Source organism: Treponema sp. TIM-1, from assembly GCF_046533115.1.
Lineage (GTDB): Bacteria > Spirochaetota > Spirochaetia > Treponematales > Breznakiellaceae > JAIRMO01.
This window is the reverse complement of record NZ_JAJQRC010000033.1, coordinates 18,365-35,674: the sequence shown is the minus strand read 5'-3', so window position 1 is coordinate 35,674 and position 17,310 is coordinate 18,365. Positions and strand designations below refer to the sequence as shown.

Sequence of the window (17,310 nt, the reverse complement as noted above, 5' to 3'; positions counted from 1 at the left end):
TGGTCGTCGAGGATGAGTTTAAAGCTGTTATCTTTCGGTTTATGGATAGCCATGAAATACCTCCGGGAATAATAAGGCACGGGGATGCAGGGTGCTTTACTTGGAGGGAAAAAATCTAAAAAATAAGGGGAAGGCTAATCAATAGCTATCGATAAACAAATAATCTGATCGTCAAAAATGGTAAAGGGAATGCAGAGAAGCCGCCTTCGCTCCAGCGGCAACGCAATCATGTGGGCTTTGCCTTTTATAACATAGGGAAGGGAAATAGCTAATTTGAACATATCTTGCAATTTTTGTTTAACATTCCCCGCGACAATATTGATAAGTTCACCGATGGCATCAACCACATCACCGTCCAGGTAGGTATGTTTTGTACCGGTTATATTTTCGGTGATCCGGGTAGCTGTTTCGGTCTTCATGGAAATAGCCACCAGCCCCCGGGTTCCACCACTCAGACTTATAATCCCGCTGATATCCCAGTTCTGAAAATCTTCCCGCGTGATAAAATAGGCCCGCCCCGCAGTCAAATCACATTTGGCCATTTTTTTAAAAACCATGGTACAAACTTCAATAAAAGGCTCTATGTATTGCTGCATGCTAATAGTTATCCTACGGGAGGGTTCCAAAATCAACAACGCCGCCGCAAGCGGTCAAGGCATATACCTTTCACCACGAATTAAACGAGTTTTGGGACCCTCTCTATAAAAATTAAGATAAAAAACGAGCTTTGTATAGTACCCCAGGGCAACCGCCGGATTGCCACGATCCGGGGCTGCTTTGCAGGCCTCCACTCCCTCTATTGGATATTAAAATAATACCGCTCCAAATAGGCGATCCTCCGCCGGGCTTCATCAAACCGGGTGCTCTGGGGGTATTCCCGGATTAGCCGGCGGTAATAATCCAGGGCCGAACGGACATCCCGCTGGGGACCATTGGCTTCCAGGAGTTGACCGTAAAGCCACCAGGCCTCGTCACTCCCCGCGGGGTAGGTTTCCCGGAATTGATCCAGGATCGAAAGCGCCGAAGCCACCCTTCCCGCGCCATATTCCTCCCGTGCCCGGCTTACATATCCTTCAGCAGAAGTTCCGGGGGGAAGGGAACCGTCCCGCCCTGCCTCCGAAGGGGAAGCCTCGGGTACCGCCGGCCCGGCTGCCGGAGATCCGGCAACGGGCGGCTGGATTCCGGTAGCCGGTGGGGTCCCGACTACCGGTGGGGTCCCAATAGCGGGTGGCAGGGTCCCGGCAACAGGCGGGGTACCGGCAACGGGTGGCGGAGTCCCAACAACCGGTGGAGTCCCGGTAGTCGGTGGGGTCCCGGCTACCGGTGGAGTCCCGGTAGTCGGTGGTAGGGTCCCGGTGGAAGCAACGGTATCCCGAGAACCGGACGCCTCTGCAAGGGAAAGGGGCCAGCGGGGTTCGGCGACAACCCGTCCCCGATCAATGGGGGGATTAAAATAGGCGGTTCCCCTGGGTTCCGGCGCTTCCCCGATGATCACCCGGACATAATCATTAAGAATATAGTCCCGGATAAAATCCTGTTTGTAGAATTTCAGGGCATATGTACCGGCTTCTTCGGCCCGAAAGATAAAGCTCTGCCCCTCCGGGTCAAGCCGCCGGGAACCATAGGCTATACCCCGGCGGGCGCCCAATTCCCCCAGGAATACCCAGCCGGTCCCCCGGAAGGGGATTTCCACGAGTTGACCTACCGTAGCCCGGACCACCCGGGAAAAATGGAGATCCTCCTCGGTTTCAGTGGGGGACTGCAGCACGGATTGAGGGGTCTGAGGGGGAAGATCCGCGATGGGGGTTGCCGGGATCGGCGGTTTTTCCCGGGCCGTGGCCGGCGGAGGCAGGGGTTCCGCCGGCCGCAGGCTGCGGGGCGGTTCCGGCGGCGGAGCCGGTTCAGGCTCCGGATCTGCCGGGACCGAGGGAACCGGGACCGGAATCGCCGGAACAGAGGGGACCGGGGCAGGGGTAATCGGGGTCGGGGGCGCCGGGACCGAAACCGTCGGGGCAGGCTCAGGGACAGCCGGCGCTTCCGGTTCAGGGGTGGAGTCGGGTTCCGGCGCGGAATCGGGGACCGGCTCCGGAGGAAGCACCGGTTCGGCGGCGGGGAACAGGACCAGCGGCTCGGGCAAGGGATCTATCACCCCCTCCTCTTCCGGAAAAGCGGAATCCGGCAGCCTGGCTTCGGCAAAATCCAGCTCCGGTTCCGGCAAATCCCCGTATTCCGGCGATTCCAAAACCAGAGCCCCCCCAGGGACCACCTCCGATGGGGTTTCAGGGGAAACCTCCGCTGCCGGTAAGGATTTCTCCGTTACCGGCAGGGGTTCCTCCCCTATCTCCGGTAGATCAGGAGTTTCCCCCGGGGCGGCTTCCACAATCTCCGGCTCCTCCCGGCGTAATTCCGCCGGAACCGGCAGCTCCGCCTCGTCCTGAACGGGAACGCTCTTGCAGGAGAAACAGAGAAAAAAAAGGGCAATAACCATCCCCGCCGCAAAGGACCGGTCCGTTTTTCTCATGGAAGGCGCTCCAACAGTTCATCGATCAGCCCCTCTACCCGTTCCTGCCAAACCCGCCTATTATTCTTCAGGGGATCCGTCCAGAAGGGAAGGGCGTCTTCAGGGGTCCAGAATTCCCGGGGTGCCCGTTCCCACAAAACCTCCGGTAGAAAATCCGGTTCATCGGGCATAAAAAGCTCCTCCGGCGGAATAGGCAGGGGCCTAAATACCTCGGCCAAAGGCTGGGGCGGGGCGGCTTTGGGGTGGCGTCGTTGATAACTGACCACCCCCAGCACCACCAGGAGGCCCAAAATGACCCCAAAAGCCCCCAGGCAAACCAGAACCAGCCTGGTATGGATTCGCAGAATTTCCTTCGACCCTTTCAAAAGCCGGGCGCCTATCCTTAAAACCCGGGACTTTATTGATAAAAAAATATCCCCTAAGCCCATGTTTCTATTGTAACAGTAAAATCCGTTTCTGACACTACCCCCGGTCTTATGTTGCGGAACCAATACATTTTTGATATACTATATAGCAGGTTGAGCCAGTTTCAAAACCAACCACGTTTTGAAATAGCCTCTATATTAAGTTTTGAATAAGGCCCGGAGCGTACAAAGTGAATGAACGGCTTGACTCTTTATTGCGGCGGTATAATGAATTAACCCTTCTGATTCAGGATCCCGAATTGGTTAAGGATCAACAGAAATACCGGGATACCATGAGGGAATATGCTCAACTCAGTGAAATTGCCTCCGCCCAAAAGGAAATCGAGGGGCTTTCCGCGCAAATGGAAGAGACCAAAGCCATGGTCCAGACCGAAAAGGATTCGGATATGCGGGAACTGGCCCGGGAGGAGCTGCGGGAACTGGAACTGCGGATAAAAGACGCCGAGGATAAGCTGAAATTTCTCCTCATCCCCAAGGACCCCCTGGATGAAAAAAACATTATCATGGAGATCCGGGCCGGTACCGGAGGGGAAGAAGCGGCCCTGTTTGTGGCGGACCTTTTCCGTATGTACTCCCGGTTTGCCGAAACCAAGGGCTGGAAATTCGAGATCATGAACGTCAACGAAACCAATCTGGGGGGATTTAAAGAGATTGTTTTTTCCGTGAGCGGAAAAAACGTATACGAAAACCTCCGGTATGAATCCGGGGTCCACCGGGTCCAGCGGGTTCCCGCCACCGAAGCCTCGGGCCGGACCCACACTTCGGCGGTTACTGTGGCGGTACTCCCCGAGGCGGATGAAACCGAGGTGGAGATCCGCCCGGAGGACCTCCGTATCGACGTGATGCGGGCCGGGGGCCCCGGCGGACAGTGCGTCAATACCACTGATTCGGCGGTGCGGATCACCCATATCCCCAGCGGGGTGGTGGTCCACTGTCAGGACGAAAAAAGCCAGATTAAAAACAAGGCCAAGGCCATGCGGATCCTCCGGGCCCGGATCTACGAGTTAGAAGCGGCCAAGGCCCATTCGGAGCGGGCGGAGGCCCGGAAAAACCAGGTGGGCAGTGGGGATCGTTCCGAACGGATCCGTACCTATAATTTCCCCCAAAACCGCCTCACCGATCACCGGATCAACCTGACCCTTTACAAACTGGACCTCATCATCGAGGGGGATGTGGAGGAGCTTTTCGACGCCCTCAAACTCTCCTCCCGGGAAGAAATGCTTCGGGCCACCGCCTCTTAGCGGGATGGAAGGGCTCACCATAGGGGAGGCCCTAACCCAGGGGACTACCCTGCTCCGTTCCGCCGGCATTGATACCCCTGCTCTGGACGCTTCTCTGCTTCTGGGGGAGATCCTTCGCCTGGATCGGGCCGGCCTCATCCTGGCGGATCAGACCCCCCTTCCCCCGGAAGCCCGGGGGCTTTTTGATAAATCCCTTAAACGGCGGCTCTCCGGGGAATCTGTGGCCTGGATCCTGGGCCGCCGGGAATTTCGGGGCCTTGAATTTGCCGTTTCTCCGGAGGTCCTGGTTCCCCGACCGGATACGGAAATCCTGGTGGAGGCGGCCCTGGAATTCATCGACGCCCGGGGGGCTTCGCCGCAGCTCACCCTCCTGGACCTCTGTACCGGTTCCGGGGCCGTGGCTATTTCCCTAAAACATGAACGGCCCGGCCTCAGGGTCAGCGCTTCGGACATCTCCCCCCCGGCCCTGGACCTGGCCCGGAAAAACGCCCGGCGGCTTTTGGGAAGGTCCGACGGGATCAATTTTTTACCAGGCAGTCTTTTCGCCGGTATATCCGGCTCGTTTGACCTGATCGTCTCCAACCCCCCCTACGTCCCCTCGGCGCTTTTGGAAACCCTGGCTCCCGAGGTTCGCCGGGAGCCCCGGATCGCCCTGGACGGCGGCCCCGACGGCCTGGACCTCATCCGTCCCATCATCGCCGGGGCGCCGGAACACCTGCTGCCGGGGGGGGTCCTCCTTTTAGAAGCCGATCCCGGGCAAATGCCAGCCATCACCGCCCTGTTCACCCAGGGGGGGTACGGGAATATCCGGGTGTTCCAGGACCTATCCGGTCAGGATCGGGTGGTGGGCGGCATTATCCGCGGCACTAATACCTGATAACTGCTAAAAGGATATATCTAAATAAATTTAACCACGAAGGCGCAGAAGGCGAATAAGGAAGGATGAAGAATTAAGAGAGAATGAGGAAGAACACCCTACTCTTCATTTTTCCCTGTTTTCGACTTCCTTCTTCGCCTTCTTCGTCTTTGTGGTCAAATTCTCTTTCTCTCCTGTATCAGGTATTAGTGTTTACCAGGCAGCAGGTACCTTTTCCCCCGGGCGGTTTTTTTGTATCATAGCAAAAAATGTCGTATATATCGGAATTTAAAGAACAGATTCAGCGCTACGAAGCAGGGGAACAGGAACGGATATTTCAGGCGGTTTCCTGGCGGGAAAAATTTCCTGCCAATCAAACGTCCGGCGAGCCGGTCCATCCCCTAGGGGTTGCCTCTATCTTAACGAACCTTAACCTTGATGCCGATACGATCATCGCGGCCCTGCTCCACGATGCCCTGGAAGAAACCGCCCTGTCCTCCGGCGAAATCGAGGACCGCTTCGGCGGCGATGTGGGCCGCATGGTGGAAGGGGTTACCCGGATCGCCGATATATCCGCTAAAAGCAAAACCCTCCAGGAAGCGGAAAACATACGCAAGATGCTCTTCGCCATGGTTACGGATATCCGGGTCATTTTTATCAAGTTGGCGGATAAACTCCACACCATGCGGACCCTGGACGAGCTTGCCCGGGAACGGCACAAAACCGTAGCCCAGGAATGTCTGGACATCTACGCGCCCCTGGCGGACCGGCTGGGTATTTCCTGGATTAAGGACGAGCTGGAGGATCTGTCCCTCAAATACCTCAACCGGGAAGTATACCTGCAAATAAAAGAAATCGTCGCCTTAAAACGGGGCGAACGGCGGAATTTTCTCGACAACGTTAAGGAAGACATACGCCGGGAAGCGACGGCCGCGGGTATCACCATAGAGGTCGAAAGCAGGGCGAAACATTTTTATTCTATTTATCAGAAGATGCGGAAGCGGAACAAGGCCACGGGGGATCTCTACGATTTATTCGGTATCCGGATCCTCTGCGACGGCATCGAAAACTGTTATACCCTGCTGGGGCTGGTCCACCGCCTCTGGAAACCCCTGGACGGCCGCTTCAAAGACTATATCGCCATGCCCAAATCCAACGGCTACCAAAGCCTCCATACCACGGTGATGGCCGCCGGGGGTAACCTCCTGGAAATACAGATTCGCACCCAGGAGATGCACCGGATCGCCGAACACGGCATTGCCAGCCACTGGCTGTACAAAAAGGGCGGCGCTAAAGAGACCGTCCATCCCGCCGACATTTCCCTGGTAAACCGCCTCAAGGATTGGAAACAAATCGAAGCGGAAAGCGGCTTCAGCCGGGTTTCGGAGTCCTTTCTGGACGACATCAAGCGGGAACTCCTCAAGGATTCGATCTACGTTTTTACCCCCCAGGGTAAGGTGATCGAGCTCCCCGCCGGGGCGACCCCCATTGATTTCGCCTACCATATCCACACCGCCATTGGGGAGCACTGCGCCGGGGCCAAGGCCGACGGGGCTATCATTCCCTTGAGCAGCGAACTCCAAAATACCCAGGTGGTGGAAATCCTCACCGCCACCAACGCCCGGCCCCATGTGAACTGGCTCAGAACCGTCAGGACCGCCAAGGCCCGCAGCAAAATCCGGTCCTGGCTTCAGCAAAATGACGATTCCATCATTATCGAAAAAAACATTGTCGCGAAAAAAAAGCCCCCCCTCCCGGAAGCCCCGCCTCCGGTGGAAAAAGCGCCGGAACTATGGGGCCCCCGGTTCATCCGCCCCCAAATTCTGGAATCCGACACCACCCTGCTCCATGTCCGGGTGGAGGATGAAAAAAACATGATGATCCATTTTGCCAAATGCTGCCACCCGGTAATCGGGGATCCCATCATCGGCTACGTCTCCCGGGGCCGGGGGATCATCATCCACCGGAAAAACTGCAGCAACCTGGCCAATATTCCCGACTTTTTGGAACGGAAAATTGAAACCGAATGGGAAAACGCCGCCTCCGTCCTGGTCAAACGCTTTAAGGTTGAAGCCCGTTTGTCCACGGACCTTTTTTCCGAAATTGAGGGGGCGGTCAGAAAGTATCAGGGCCATCTCATTGAGGGCCGGCTGGAAGAAACCTCGGTCAACCACCTGACCGGTTTTTTTACCATGCAGTTGGAACAGAGCGAGGATCTCAAAAAGGTCCTCAAAAATATCCGGGGTATCCCCGCGGTTTTCAGCATCCAGACCTTAACCTAGGCGGTCTTATGAAGCGGAGGCTTTGTATTTTTGGGGGCATAATCCTGTGCCTTTTTTTCTGGTTCAGGGAAGTAAAAGCGGCCGTCCCCGGCGTGGAAAATATCCCGGCCCCGGCGGCTCTTGCCCCGCCACAGGCCCCGCAGGCGGATTTCCTCACCATCGTCGCCGCCGGGGACAACCTGCTCCACGAGTCGATCATCCGGGCGGCCTTCCAGGACGGGACCTATCACTTTGATCCCATCTATGCCGGCATAAAGGCCCTCGTCGAACCGGCGGATATCGCCTTTATCAACCAGGAGACCCCCCTGGCGGGGGAAGGCTTCGGTTATTCCCGGGGCCTTACCTTCAACGCCCCTCAGGTCTTGGGGAAAACCCTGGCGGACGCCGGCTTTGATGTGGTAAGCCACGCCAACAATCACGCCCTGGACAAGGGCGAAGCCGGCCTCTCCGCCACCCTGGATCTTTGGGATTCCCTGCCCGGGGTTCACTACCTGGGCATCCACCGCTCCCGGGAACAACGGGACCGCCGGCAGGTCATCATTGAGAAAAACAACATCAAAGTCGGGTTCCTGGCCTATACCTACGGAACCAACGGGATCCCCCTGCCCCGGAACAAACCCTACCTCGTATCCCTGGCGGAAAACGAAGTCATTGCCCAGGAGATTAAAACCCTGCGACCCCTCTGTGATTTTTTGGTGATTTCCATGCATTGGGGAAATGAGTATGACCACAGATACAACGCCGCCCAGCAGGCCCAGGCCCAATTCATCGCCGACCAGGGGGCGGATCTGATCATCGGCCACCATCCCCATGTGATCCAGGCGTACCAATACCTTCCCCGCAAAGACGGCAAGAGTACCCTCTGCTTTTATTCCCTGGGGAATTTTTTGGCCGCCCAGGATATGCCCAATACCTTGCTGGGGGCTCTGGCCTATATCAAAATAAAAAAGATAAATTCCGAGATCGCTATCGAAGCGGCCGCGGTCATTCCCACGGTCACCCATTTTAACACAGCCTATACCGGCTTTCGTATCTATCCCCTCTATGAGTATACCGAAGCACTGGCCAATACCCACGGCCGCAAAAGGCCCCAATACGAATTAAGCCTATCCTACTTTACCGCCCTGGCCCGGAGGATCTTCGGCGAAGGGCTCATCGAATATAACCCCTTTGCCCCGTAACGGGCAGGTTCTTTAAACGCTTTTTTTACCGTGCTTGATCGCGGCCTTACAGGTTTTACAGATTTTGATTTTTGCCTCTCCCGCGTCCTGCTCATAAAGAATTTTCACATTCCTTCGTTTACAAACCGGACATTCACCCCGTCCGCGGGCGAAAAGCTCCCGAATTCCCTTGCCTCTATGCGCTTTAGCCATTATCCCTTCCCCGCTTGTTTAGTTTAAACCGCTTCCGCTTTTTCGGCGGCTTTTTTGTCTTTCTTTTTATCTTCTTTGGCCGCCTTGGCCTTGGCGGCCTTGGCATCTTTTTTCGACTTTTTGTCGGAAGCGCCCTCGGTATCCAATTTATAATCCACCAATTCCAGGATAACCACTTCCGCGGCGTCCCCGGCCCGCGCCCCCAGTTTGATGATCCGGGTATATCCCCCGGGCCGTTCCTTCATCCGGATGGCGATATCGGTGAACAACTTGGCCACCATCCCTTCATCAAAGAGCCGGGCGGAAACAATACGCCGGTTATGCACCGAATCAAGCTTTGCCCGGGTTATCAATTTTTCCGCGCTCCGGCGGATCGCCAGGGCCTTGGCTTTGGTGGTCCGGATCCGTTCGTAACGGAATAACGAGGTAACCATATTGCGGTGCAGGGCTTTCCGGTGAGCCGACGACCGATCAAGGGGGTTAAATCCGCGTTTATGCTTCATCTTCTTCTTCCTTTTCCTGCGAGGTAATTTTTACCGCGTTTTTTAACACATTGACGTCGGTTATCCCCAGGCCTAAATTCCACTCCTTGAGTTTTTCCTTTATTTCCTGGAGGGACTTTTTCCCGAAATTCCGGGTCTTGGCGATATCATCCTCGGTCTTCCGGGTCAATTCCCCGATGGTCTTAATATTCGCGTTTTTAAGACAATTAGAAGACCGTACCGATAATTCCAACTCTTCTACCGGGGTATTGAGGATCTGACGGATCCGTTCATCATCCTCATCCAGATCCTCATCGGCGCCCAGGTTGTTTTCATCAAAATTAATAAAGACCGAAAAATGCTCCTTGGCGATCTTCGCAGCTTCCGCCAAGGCGTCGTCGGGTCTCAGGGTACCATCGGTCCAAATCTCCAGGATGAGCTTATCATAATCATTACGCTGTCCTATCCTGGTGGGTTCCACGGTGAATTTAACCTTTTTAACCGGCGAAAAAATCGCGTCCATGGGAATGGTACCTATCACATCCACATAACGCTCGTTCATCTCCGAGGGCACATAGCCCCGGCCCAGATCGATCTGGACCTCAAACTCAAGCCGGGCATCATCCATCAGGGTCATAATATGCTGTCCGGTACTGAGGATCTCAACCTGTCCGATCCGTTCAAAATCATCGCTTTTTATATCATTTTTACCGGACCATTCGTACAATAATACATCCTGTTCCACATCCTCAGGAAGTCTCAGCCGAATTTGTTTAAGGTTGTTGAGTACTTCCAATGTATCCTCCACGATATTCGGAATCGTCTCAAATTCACTGGAAACATTGTGGGCAACCCCGTCGGCGTCATAGGAGGTTATCTTAACCGCCGTGATGGCATATCCCTGTATTGAGGAAAGGAGCACCCTTCGTAAAGTATTTCCTACCGTTGTACCAAATCCTGGTTCAAAGGGAGCGGCGATGAACTTGCCATAATTGATTTTAAGTTCACCATGCTCATAGGAAATACCCTTGGGGCGTTTGAATCCTTTAAGAAGGTTCTTACGGGCCATGGAGACTCCTTATTTCGAATATAATTCGACAATCATCTGTTCTTTGACGTCTGCAAGGTCAGTGATATCGCTGCGCCGCGGGGCGGCAAGAAATTTTCCTTTCATCCCGTCAGGATCGAGCTGCAGCCAGGGCATAACCCCGGACTTCCCGAATTCCTTCAGAGCCTCCTTCACCACCACCAAATTCTTACTGGGCTCTTTAATTCCAATAACATCATCGGGCCGCACCAAATAGGACGGAATATTAACCCCTTTGCCATTCACCGTTATATGACCGTGGAGCACAATCTGCCGGGCCTGACTCCGGCTTACCGCAAAACGAAGCCTATATACTACATTATCGAGCCTGCGCTCCAATAATACAAATAAATTCTCACCGGTAATACCGGTCATCCGCAGGGCCCGGTCAAAAAAGAGGCTGAACTGTTTTTCCTGCATCCCGTAAATCCGCTTTAGTTTCTGCTTTTCCCGGAGCTGCAGTCCATAATCAGACCGTTTCCCCGGCCTGGCCTTGGGATCCTTCCCCGGTGCGGGCCGTTTTTTGTTAATAGGACACTTATCGCTTTTACAACGGTCCCCTTTGAGCATCAATTTTTTCTGCTCCGCCCGGCATAATCGGCAAACCGGTCCGGTATATCTTGCCATATATTCTTACCCCCCTTAGATACGCCTGGTTTTCCGCGGCCGGCAGCCGTTATGGGGGATCGGGGTAACATCGTTGATCGATTTTACCTTTATCCCCAGGGCGCCCAACTGGCGTATCGCCGATTCCCGGCCTATACCCGGTCCTTTGACATACACATGCACCTCCCGTAACCCCACCTGCAGGGCCTTCTGGGCCGCGGTTTCGGTAACGGTTTGGGCCGCGAAGGGAGTGGACTTTTTAGCGCCCCTAAACTGTAACCCCCCGGAACTTGCCCATGAAATAGCATTTCCCATCAGATCCGTGATGGTGACAATGGTATTATTGAACGTAGCTTGGATATATACGTTCCCTTCATATACGGATTTTTTTTCTTTCCGTTTTTTGGTATTAGCAGCCACCCTTTCCTCCGAATTTTTCAACCCCCCCAGGGGTTGAAAGGCTATTTCTTCTTACCGGCAACGGTCTTTTTCTTACCCTTCCGGGTCCGTGCGTTGGTTCGGGTCCTTTGTCCCCGAAGGGGCAGCCCTTTACGATGCCGCAGTCCCCGGTAACAACCGATGTCCATGAGCCGTTTGATGTTCAGGGCTATCTCGGTCCGTAAACGCCCCTCCACCTTGTAATCGCTTTCCAGGATCTGCCGGAGTTCATTTAATTCCTCCTGGGACAGATCATTGATAAGCCTTTGGGGATCGATCTTGGTTTTCGCGCAGATCTCATCGGCGCTGGATCGGCCCACCCCAAAGATATAGGTTAAGGCGATATTCACATGTTTATTAGGGAGGTCAACCCCCGCTAGACGTGCCATAACTGCCCCTAACCTTGCTTCTGTTTGTGTTTAGGATTCTGACAAACAATACGGATTATACCGTTCCGTTTAATCACCTTGCATTTATCGCAAATAGGCTTAACACTTGTCCGGACTTTCATCCAATCGTTCTCCCTTATATCTTCACTCAAACCGGCAAAAATCCGGTTTTTTATAACCTTTTTCATCCCCCAATATGTCCTTGGGGGGTTAAATTCCTCACATCCAAGGCTGCCGGTTCAAAATCACGGCCCTTCCGGACCATTGGATGTTGAAACCGGAACTTCTATTAAAGCGAATTTTAAGCAATTCGCCAAGGGGGGATCGGGCCGTCTTATCGGCCCCCGCCCTAAAGGTTCCGTCCCCGCAGCCGTCCCCGCTTGGTCAAGCCCCCGTGGTAGTGCATCTTCAAAAGGGCCTCCACCTGGCTCATGGTGTCCAGGTCTACCCCCACCAAAATCAAGAGGGAGGTACCCCCCATAAGGTATGAAATTGACGAGGGGAAGTTAAACAAACTCTGAATAATCGTGGGAAGTACCGCGATCACCGCCAAATAGAGGGACCCGGGCAATACAATCCGGTTCAATATCCTGGTCAGGTATTCCTCAATCCGTTCGGTTCTGATCCCCGGAATGGAACCGCCGTTTTCCCGGATGTTTTTGGCGATTTCTATGGGGTTCAGGCTCACCTGGGTATAAAAATAGGCGAAAAAGATGATGAGCAGAACATACAACACCGTATAGAGGATTCCCTGGGGATTCAGGGCCCGGGAAATCGCCGCGAGCCACGCCACATTCCCCCCGATGGTCGAAGCTATCTGCAGGGGAAAGGTGAGAATCGACGAGGCGAAGATCACCGGGATAACCCCGGAGGGGTTAATTTTAAAGGGGATATAGGTATTCTGACCGCTGTACATCCGGCGGCCCACCACCCGTTTCGCGTAATGGACGGGGATTTTCCGCTGCCCCTGCTGTTCAAACACCACCAGGGCGACCACCGCCACAAACATCACAAAAACCACAATCACGAAAACCGGGTTAAGCTGATCGTTCCGCACCCGGCCGACGAGTTCCCACAGGGCCTGGGGGAGCCGGGCCACGATCCCGGCAAAGATGAGGAGGGAAATTCCGTTTCCTATCCCCCTTTTGGTGATCTGCTCCCCTATCCACATGAGGAACATGGTCCCGGTGGTAACGGTCAATATGGCGATCAGGGTGAAGGGAAGTATCCGCATACTCAAAAGGTTTTCCACGCTCCGGGAAATGCTCTGGGCGTATTGGGTTACCGCGAAGGACTGGATGATACAAACCACCACGGTCCCTATCCGCTGATAACTCTGGATCTTCTTTTTACCCCCCTCCTCCTCGGAGATCTTCTTTAAACTGGGAAAAACGATAAGCAACAGCTGCATGATGATCGACATGGAGATATAGGGCATGATCCCCAGCATAAATACCGAGAAGTTAGAGAAGGCCCCCCCGGCGAAAAAATCCAGATAATCCACAATGGCGTTTCCGGAATTCTGCTGGGAAAGAAAATAGGTGTTAAGCTCCCGGACATTAATCCCCGGTATGGGGAGTACCGCCCCCAGACGGAAAACAATCAGCATCAGGGCGGTAAAAAATATCCGTTCCCGTAGTTCTTTTACCCTGAAGCTGTCAACCAATGGATTACTTGCCATGTTACCTTTCCTATATCAAGGGATTACGCATCGGCGGCCCGGTCTTTCGACGGCTTTGCCGAACCGCCGCTTACGGAACCACCGGCTTTGGTTATCTTCTCTTTCGCGGAAGCCGATATGGCCTCAATTTTAACCACCAGCTTTTTGGTGAATTCCCCGTCCCCCAGGATCTTTACCGGTACGGCGCCTTTAACCAGCCCCTTCCTAATCAGGGAAGCGGTGCTTACGGTTTCTCCGTCGGCAAAACGTTTCTCTATCTCCCCCAAGTTTATCACCTGGTAGGTCTTTTTGAAGGGATAGTTGGAAAAACCCCGCTGGGCCAAACGCCGGTACAGGGGCATCTGCCCCCCCTCAAAACCAACGTAGGTTTTACCCCCCGACCGGGCCTTCTGGCCCTTGTTGCCCTTTCCCGCGGTGGTACCCCGGCCCGAACCCTGTCCCCGGCCAATGATGCGTTTCTGCTTATTGGCCCCTTCGGGGGCATGTAAATCAAAATCAGCCATCAGTTAATCTCCTCCACCGAAACCAGGTGGGAAACCCGCTTAACCATTCCCAAAATAGCGGGGCTCGCCTCCTGTTCCCGTTCGGAACCTATTTTCCGCAGGCCCAAAGACCGGATGGTGGCGCGATGTTTGGGTAACGCCCCGATGGTACTGCGGACCAGACGGATTCGGATTTTCTGCGCCATCTTCCTACCCCCATAACTCTTTCAGGGATTTCCCCCGGTTTTTAGCCACCGCCTTCGCGTCCATCATACGGCTAATACAATTAAAGGTCGCCTTAACCACGTTGTACTGGTTTTTGGCGCCGATGGACTTACTCAACACATCCGTAACCCCCCCGGCTTCCATAATCGCCCGGATAGGGCCGCCGGCAATGATCCCCGTACCGGAACAAGCGGGTTTCAGCAGCACCTCGGAGGACTTAAAAAGCCCGATGATCTCGTGGGGAATGGTCCCGTTTTTAACGGGAAGCCGCACCAGGTTCCGCTTTGCCTTTTCAATGCTTTTGCGGATAGCTTCGGAAACATCGTTGGCCTTGCCAAACCCGTATCCCACCTTGCCTTTCCGATCCCCCACCACCGTCAGGGCGGAAAAGGAAAACCGGCGGCCCCCCTTAACGACCTTGGCGGTCCGGTTGAGTTTTACCAGCTTTTCAATAAATTCCTTGTCTTTGTCCTGATTCCTATCTCTGTCTCTATCCCTATCCCGTGAATGTTCCATCCCGCCCCCTAGAAGCGAATCCCGGCTTTCCGGGCTCCGTCGGCCATGGCTTTAACCAGGCCGTGATATAAATAACCATTCCTATCGAAAACCACCGTGGTGATATTCCTCTCCAGGAGCCGTTTTCCCAAAACTTCCCCCAGTTGTCCCGCCCCCTCCACGTTCCGTTTAATTGTTCTCAGGTCCTTCTCCAGGGTCGACGCGGAGACCAGGGTATGTCCCTGGGTGTCATCAATAATCTGAACGGACAGGGCCCGGTTGCTCCGGGTAACGCTCATCCGGGGCCGCTCCGGGGTACCGGAGATACCCTTGCGGATATGGATTTTCCGTTTGAGCCGTTTTCTGTCTTTTTCAACCATTTTCTTCAACATTACTTGATAACTCCTCTCATTCGTGGAGAAACCGCCGGAGGGTTTCTCCCCGTCAAATGGTCCGGTTCCAAAATCAACTCTTTGGTCACCGGCGCTGCGGTTTCCGAGGCCGCAGGCCCTGGGCTAAACCCTTACCAACCGGGCCTTGAAACCGGCTTATTTAACCCCGGACTTACCGACCTTCCTCCGGATTTTCTCGTTTTCATACCGGATCCCCTTGCCCTTATAGGGCTCGGGCAGCCGGAGTTTCCGGATCTGGGAAGCGAATTCCCCCACCCGTTGTTTGTCAATGCCGCTTACCACCACCCGGCCGCCTGGTTCGGAAACCACCGAAATATCCTCGGGGATGCCGACGTAGATATCATTGGAATACCCCAGGTTCATGGCCAGCAGGTTTCCCTGTACCTCCGCCCGGTACCCGACCCCGGTAATAATCAGGGCCTTGGAAAACCCCGTGGAAACACCGATCACCATATTGTTAAGCAGGTTCCGGTAAAGCCCGTGGTAGGCCTTGGTCTGCTTTTCCTCATTGGCCCGGGAAACCAGGATCGTCTCCCCCTCGGGGGTAAAACTGATCACCGGATGATACTTTTGGGTTAGTTTCCCCTTGGGGCCTTCCACCGAGATCACCTCATCTTTAAAGGCAACCTTAACCCCGGGGGGAATTTTAACGGGAATTTTTCCAATCCGTGACATAGCAACCTCTTACCAAACGGTACAAATAATTTCGCCGCCGACTTTTTTCTCGGCCGCCTTTCTTCCGGTGGTGACGCCGATGGAAGTGGATACAATCAGGGTACCGTATCCGTTGTACACCCGCGGCATCTTCTTATAACCCGTATACACCCGTCGTCCCGGTTTTGATATTTTTTCAATTCCGTGGATGACCGGACCGGTTTCTTCGTCATACTTCATGAAAACCCGGATGACATTAATCCCTTCCTGGTTCACTTTCTTAAAATTCTTGATATACCCTTCGATCTTTAAGATTTTTACGATCTCAAGTTTCAGCTTGGAGGTAGGGATATCAACTTTTTCATGCTTTGCCATCCCGGCGTTTCGGATCTTGGTCAGCATGTCCGCAATGGGGTCAGATACGCTCATCCTTTTCTCCTACCTTACCAACTTGATTTAGTGACGCCCGGAATAAGTCCTTCGCTTGCAAGTTTGCGGAAGCAAAGGCGGCACATTTCAAATTTCCGCAAATAACCCCTGGCCCGGCCGCAAATCCGGCAGCGGTTAACTTTCCTGGTCTTATATTTCGGCGTCCGTAACGCCTTTATGATCATCGCTTTTCTTGCCATGTATACTCCTTATTCCGGGTTAATCAGGTTAACCTGAAGGACCCTTAAATTCGGACTTTCGGAACCAATAAAGGCGCCGAAAACCGCCGTTTTTATTTTCTGAAGGGCATACCGAACTTGGCGAGGAAGGCCTTGGCCTCCGCATCGGTCCGTGCCGTCGTTACAATGGCGACATTCAGTCCGGCTACGCGCTCAATCTTATCAAAATCAATTTCGGGGAAAATGATCTGCTCGGTGATCCCCAGGGAATAATTCCCCTGTCCGTCAAAGGCGTTCTGATTTACCCCCCGAAAATCCTTAACCCGGGGCAGGGCGATATTCACCAGCCGGTCCAGGAATTCGTACATCATCGCCCCCCGGAGGGTAACCTTGGCGCCGATTTCCTGACCGGTCCGGATTTTAAAGTTGGCGATGCTCTTACGGGCCTTGGTTTTAACCGCCTTCTGGCCGGTAATAAGGGTGAGATCCGCAATCGCCGCGTCCAGAAGCTTCTTGTTCTGCAGCGCTTCGCCTACCCCCATGCTGACCACAATCTTCTCCAGCCGCGGCGTCTGCATGGGCGAGGTATAGCCGAACTCTTTAAATAACTCCGGGGCTACCTGTTCCCGATATATTTTTTTGAGCCGCGGTTCGTAATTCTTCATTTTAACGCCACTCCTTACAATGCCTCTCCGCATTTTCTGCAGATCCTGATCTTGGCTTTCCCGTCCGGTTTATACCCTATCCGGGTGGGTCCGCATTTTTTACAGACGATCATCACATTGGAACTGTGGATCGCCGCCTCAACCTCCACAATGCCGCCCCGATCCTGCTGAGACCGGCGTTTCATCGCCTTCTTGACGATGTTGGCGCCTTCCACCACCACCCGGTCCTTATCACGGAGCACCTTCAAAATCCGGCCCCGTTTTCCCTTATCCTTGCCGGTTATGATCTGCACGGTGTCTTCTTTTTTCAACTTGTATTTATGCTGCGTTTCCGCTGTCATCATACCGCTCCTTTGCCGGACACCCCGGTCCCGGCTAAAACTTTAA

At 54.1% G+C, this 17,310-nt stretch carries 23 protein-coding genes; 4 read left to right on the top strand and 19 right to left on the bottom strand.

The genetic code is table 11. From position 1 onward, the window contains the following. Nucleotides 1-134 precede the first annotated feature (134 nt). From LQZ21_RS11420 to LQZ21_RS11410, 3 genes are all read right to left on the bottom strand, one after another. Nucleotides 135-596 carry a chemotaxis protein CheX gene (locus LQZ21_RS11420; protein WP_411044505.1) on the bottom strand — a complete coding sequence of 154 codons (462 nt, stop codon included), beginning with the start codon at nucleotides 594-596 and terminating at the stop codon, nucleotides 135-137. Nucleotides 597-796: 200 nt separating this feature from the next. Further along, nucleotides 797-2,521, bottom strand: a complete 1,725-nt coding sequence (locus tag LQZ21_RS11415) for a hypothetical protein (protein ID WP_411044503.1) — start codon at nucleotides 2,519-2,521, stop codon at nucleotides 797-799. Further along, nucleotides 2,518-2,949 (bottom strand): hypothetical protein, encoded by a 432-nt coding sequence (locus LQZ21_RS11410; protein ID WP_411044501.1) that lies wholly within the window; start codon nucleotides 2,947-2,949, stop codon nucleotides 2,518-2,520. The genes LQZ21_RS11415 and LQZ21_RS11410 overlap by 4 nt, the downstream gene beginning before the upstream one ends. Before the next feature lie 167 nt (nucleotides 2,950-3,116). Here LQZ21_RS11410 and prfA point away from each other — a divergent pair, with 167 nt between their 5' ends. From prfA to LQZ21_RS11390, 4 genes are all read left to right on the top strand, one after another. Next, nucleotides 3,117-4,187, top strand: a complete 1,071-nt coding sequence (gene prfA, locus LQZ21_RS11405) for a peptide chain release factor 1 (protein ID WP_411044499.1) — start codon at nucleotides 3,117-3,119, stop codon at nucleotides 4,185-4,187. 4 nt (nucleotides 4,188-4,191) lie between these two features. Then, complete coding sequence (prmC, locus tag LQZ21_RS11400) at nucleotides 4,192-5,064, top strand: peptide chain release factor N(5)-glutamine methyltransferase (protein ID WP_411044497.1); 873 nt, start codon at nucleotides 4,192-4,194, stop codon at nucleotides 5,062-5,064. 248 nt (nucleotides 5,065-5,312) lie between these two features. Beyond that, nucleotides 5,313-7,325 (top strand): RelA/SpoT family protein, encoded by a 2,013-nt coding sequence (locus tag LQZ21_RS11395; protein WP_411044495.1) that lies wholly within the window; start codon nucleotides 5,313-5,315, stop codon nucleotides 7,323-7,325. Nucleotides 7,326-7,333: 8 nt separating this feature from the next. Beyond that, nucleotides 7,334-8,506, top strand: a complete 1,173-nt coding sequence (locus LQZ21_RS11390) for a CapA family protein (RefSeq protein WP_411044493.1) — start codon at nucleotides 7,334-7,336, stop codon at nucleotides 8,504-8,506. Between the two features lie 215 nt (nucleotides 8,507-8,721). Here LQZ21_RS11390 and rplQ read toward each other — a convergent pair whose 3' ends face one another. The 16 genes from rplQ to rplX form a co-directional block, all read right to left on the bottom strand. Next, nucleotides 8,722-9,201 (bottom strand): 50S ribosomal protein L17, encoded by a 480-nt coding sequence (gene rplQ / locus LQZ21_RS11385; protein ID WP_411044492.1) that lies wholly within the window; start codon nucleotides 9,199-9,201, stop codon nucleotides 8,722-8,724. Next, nucleotides 9,191-10,249: a DNA-directed RNA polymerase subunit alpha gene (locus LQZ21_RS11380; protein WP_411044490.1), complete on the bottom strand. Its 1,059-nt coding sequence runs from the start codon at nucleotides 10,247-10,249 to the stop codon at nucleotides 9,191-9,193. The genes rplQ and LQZ21_RS11380 overlap by 11 nt, the downstream gene beginning before the upstream one ends. Nucleotides 10,250-10,258: 9 nt before the next feature. Further along, nucleotides 10,259-10,894, bottom strand: a complete 636-nt coding sequence (gene rpsD / locus LQZ21_RS11375; protein WP_411044488.1) for a 30S ribosomal protein S4 — start codon at nucleotides 10,892-10,894, stop codon at nucleotides 10,259-10,261. Between the two features lie 15 nt (nucleotides 10,895-10,909). Next, nucleotides 10,910-11,293: a 30S ribosomal protein S11 gene (gene rpsK, locus LQZ21_RS11370; RefSeq protein ID WP_411044485.1), complete on the bottom strand. Its 384-nt coding sequence runs from the start codon at nucleotides 11,291-11,293 to the stop codon at nucleotides 10,910-10,912. Between the two features lie 41 nt (nucleotides 11,294-11,334). Beyond that, entirely contained in the window at nucleotides 11,335-11,700 is a 366-nt protein-coding gene (gene rpsM, locus LQZ21_RS11365; RefSeq protein ID WP_411044483.1) for a 30S ribosomal protein S13, read from the bottom strand. An 8-nt stretch (nucleotides 11,701-11,708) separates the two neighbouring features. Next, on the bottom strand, nucleotides 11,709-11,822 hold the full coding sequence (gene rpmJ / locus LQZ21_RS11360; RefSeq protein ID WP_215627959.1) for a 50S ribosomal protein L36: 114 nt from the start codon (nucleotides 11,820-11,822) through the stop codon (nucleotides 11,709-11,711). 227 nt (nucleotides 11,823-12,049) lie between these two features. After that, nucleotides 12,050-13,381, bottom strand: a complete 1,332-nt coding sequence (gene secY / locus LQZ21_RS11355) for a preprotein translocase subunit SecY (protein WP_411044482.1) — start codon at nucleotides 13,379-13,381, stop codon at nucleotides 12,050-12,052. 23 nt (nucleotides 13,382-13,404) lie between these two features. Then, nucleotides 13,405-13,884: a 50S ribosomal protein L15 gene (gene rplO / locus LQZ21_RS11350; protein ID WP_411044480.1), complete on the bottom strand. Its 480-nt coding sequence runs from the start codon at nucleotides 13,882-13,884 to the stop codon at nucleotides 13,405-13,407. After that, entirely contained in the window at nucleotides 13,884-14,069 is a 186-nt protein-coding gene (gene rpmD / locus LQZ21_RS11345; RefSeq protein ID WP_411044479.1) for a 50S ribosomal protein L30, read from the bottom strand. The genes rplO and rpmD overlap by 1 nt, the downstream gene beginning before the upstream one ends. A gap of 4 nt (nucleotides 14,070-14,073) precedes the next feature. Beyond that, complete coding sequence (gene rpsE, locus LQZ21_RS11340; RefSeq protein WP_411044477.1) at nucleotides 14,074-14,604, bottom strand: 30S ribosomal protein S5; 531 nt, start codon at nucleotides 14,602-14,604, stop codon at nucleotides 14,074-14,076. Nucleotides 14,605-14,612: 8 nt separating this feature from the next. Continuing rightward, nucleotides 14,613-14,975, bottom strand: a complete 363-nt coding sequence (rplR, locus tag LQZ21_RS11335) for a 50S ribosomal protein L18 (RefSeq protein WP_411044476.1) — start codon at nucleotides 14,973-14,975, stop codon at nucleotides 14,613-14,615. 156 nt (nucleotides 14,976-15,131) lie between these two features. Continuing rightward, the gene (rplF, locus tag LQZ21_RS11330) at nucleotides 15,132-15,671 is read right to left on the bottom strand and encodes a 50S ribosomal protein L6 (protein ID WP_411044474.1); all 540 of its coding nucleotides are present in this window, start codon (nucleotides 15,669-15,671) and stop codon (nucleotides 15,132-15,134) included. A gap of 9 nt (nucleotides 15,672-15,680) precedes the next feature. Next, on the bottom strand, nucleotides 15,681-16,079 hold the full coding sequence (rpsH, locus tag LQZ21_RS11325) for a 30S ribosomal protein S8 (RefSeq protein WP_411044473.1): 399 nt from the start codon (nucleotides 16,077-16,079) through the stop codon (nucleotides 15,681-15,683). Between the two features lie 14 nt (nucleotides 16,080-16,093). Then, on the bottom strand, nucleotides 16,094-16,279 hold the full coding sequence (locus tag LQZ21_RS11320) for a type Z 30S ribosomal protein S14 (RefSeq protein ID WP_015712867.1): 186 nt from the start codon (nucleotides 16,277-16,279) through the stop codon (nucleotides 16,094-16,096). A gap of 92 nt (nucleotides 16,280-16,371) precedes the next feature. Further along, complete coding sequence (gene rplE / locus LQZ21_RS11315) at nucleotides 16,372-16,923, bottom strand: 50S ribosomal protein L5 (RefSeq protein WP_411044471.1); 552 nt, start codon at nucleotides 16,921-16,923, stop codon at nucleotides 16,372-16,374. Nucleotides 16,924-16,937: 14 nt separating this feature from the next. Beyond that, a complete protein-coding gene (gene rplX / locus LQZ21_RS11310; RefSeq protein ID WP_411044469.1) occupies nucleotides 16,938-17,267 on the bottom strand; it encodes a 50S ribosomal protein L24 in 330 nt (109 codons plus the stop codon). Nucleotides 17,268-17,310: the final 43 nt, after the last annotated feature.

What these genes read in the sequence shown, in the direction of transcription:
- rpsM (WP_411044483.1), bottom strand. Translation starts at nt 11,700, where the DNA reads ATGGCACGTCTAGCGGGGGTTGACCTCCCTAATAAACATGTGAATATC.
- LQZ21_RS11320 (WP_015712867.1), bottom strand. Translation starts at nt 16,279, where the DNA reads ATGGCAAGAAAAGCGATGATCATAAAGGCGTTACGGACGCCGAAATAT.
- LQZ21_RS11410 (WP_411044501.1), bottom strand. Translation starts at nt 2,949, where the DNA reads ATGGGCTTAGGGGATATTTTTTTATCAATAAAGTCCCGGGTTTTAAGG.
- rpsD (WP_411044488.1), bottom strand. Translation starts at nt 10,894, where the DNA reads ATGGCAAGATATACCGGACCGGTTTGCCGATTATGCCGGGCGGAGCAG.
- rpsE (WP_411044477.1), bottom strand. Translation starts at nt 14,604, where the DNA reads ATGGAACATTCACGGGATAGGGATAGAGACAGAGATAGGAATCAGGAC.
- rplR (WP_411044476.1), bottom strand. Translation starts at nt 14,975, where the DNA reads ATGTTGAAGAAAATGGTTGAAAAAGACAGAAAACGGCTCAAACGGAAA.
- rplF (WP_411044474.1), bottom strand. Translation starts at nt 15,671, where the DNA reads ATGTCACGGATTGGAAAAATTCCCGTTAAAATTCCCCCCGGGGTTAAG.
- rplE (WP_411044471.1), bottom strand. Translation starts at nt 16,923, where the DNA reads ATGAAGAATTACGAACCGCGGCTCAAAAAAATATATCGGGAACAGGTA.
- rpmJ (WP_215627959.1), bottom strand. Translation starts at nt 11,822, where the DNA reads ATGAAAGTCCGGACAAGTGTTAAGCCTATTTGCGATAAATGCAAGGTG.
- prmC (WP_411044497.1), top strand. Translation starts at nt 4,192, where the DNA reads ATGGAAGGGCTCACCATAGGGGAGGCCCTAACCCAGGGGACTACCCTG.
- rplX (WP_411044469.1), bottom strand. Translation starts at nt 17,267, where the DNA reads ATGATGACAGCGGAAACGCAGCATAAATACAAGTTGAAAAAAGAAGAC.
- rpsH (WP_411044473.1), bottom strand. Translation starts at nt 16,079, where the DNA reads ATGAGCGTATCTGACCCCATTGCGGACATGCTGACCAAGATCCGAAAC.
- rpmD (WP_411044479.1), bottom strand. Translation starts at nt 14,069, where the DNA reads ATGGCGCAGAAAATCCGAATCCGTCTGGTCCGCAGTACCATCGGGGCG.
- LQZ21_RS11415 (WP_411044503.1), bottom strand. Translation starts at nt 2,521, where the DNA reads ATGAGAAAAACGGACCGGTCCTTTGCGGCGGGGATGGTTATTGCCCTT.
- LQZ21_RS11395 (WP_411044495.1), top strand. Translation starts at nt 5,313, where the DNA reads ATGTCGTATATATCGGAATTTAAAGAACAGATTCAGCGCTACGAAGCA.
- rplO (WP_411044480.1), bottom strand. Translation starts at nt 13,884, where the DNA reads ATGGCTGATTTTGATTTACATGCCCCCGAAGGGGCCAATAAGCAGAAA.
- LQZ21_RS11420 (WP_411044505.1), bottom strand. Translation starts at nt 596, where the DNA reads ATGCAGCAATACATAGAGCCTTTTATTGAAGTTTGTACCATGGTTTTT.
- rplQ (WP_411044492.1), bottom strand. Translation starts at nt 9,201, where the DNA reads ATGAAGCATAAACGCGGATTTAACCCCCTTGATCGGTCGTCGGCTCAC.
- LQZ21_RS11380 (WP_411044490.1), bottom strand. Translation starts at nt 10,249, where the DNA reads ATGGCCCGTAAGAACCTTCTTAAAGGATTCAAACGCCCCAAGGGTATT.
- secY (WP_411044482.1), bottom strand. Translation starts at nt 13,381, where the DNA reads ATGGCAAGTAATCCATTGGTTGACAGCTTCAGGGTAAAAGAACTACGG.
- LQZ21_RS11390 (WP_411044493.1), top strand. Translation starts at nt 7,334, where the DNA reads ATGAAGCGGAGGCTTTGTATTTTTGGGGGCATAATCCTGTGCCTTTTT.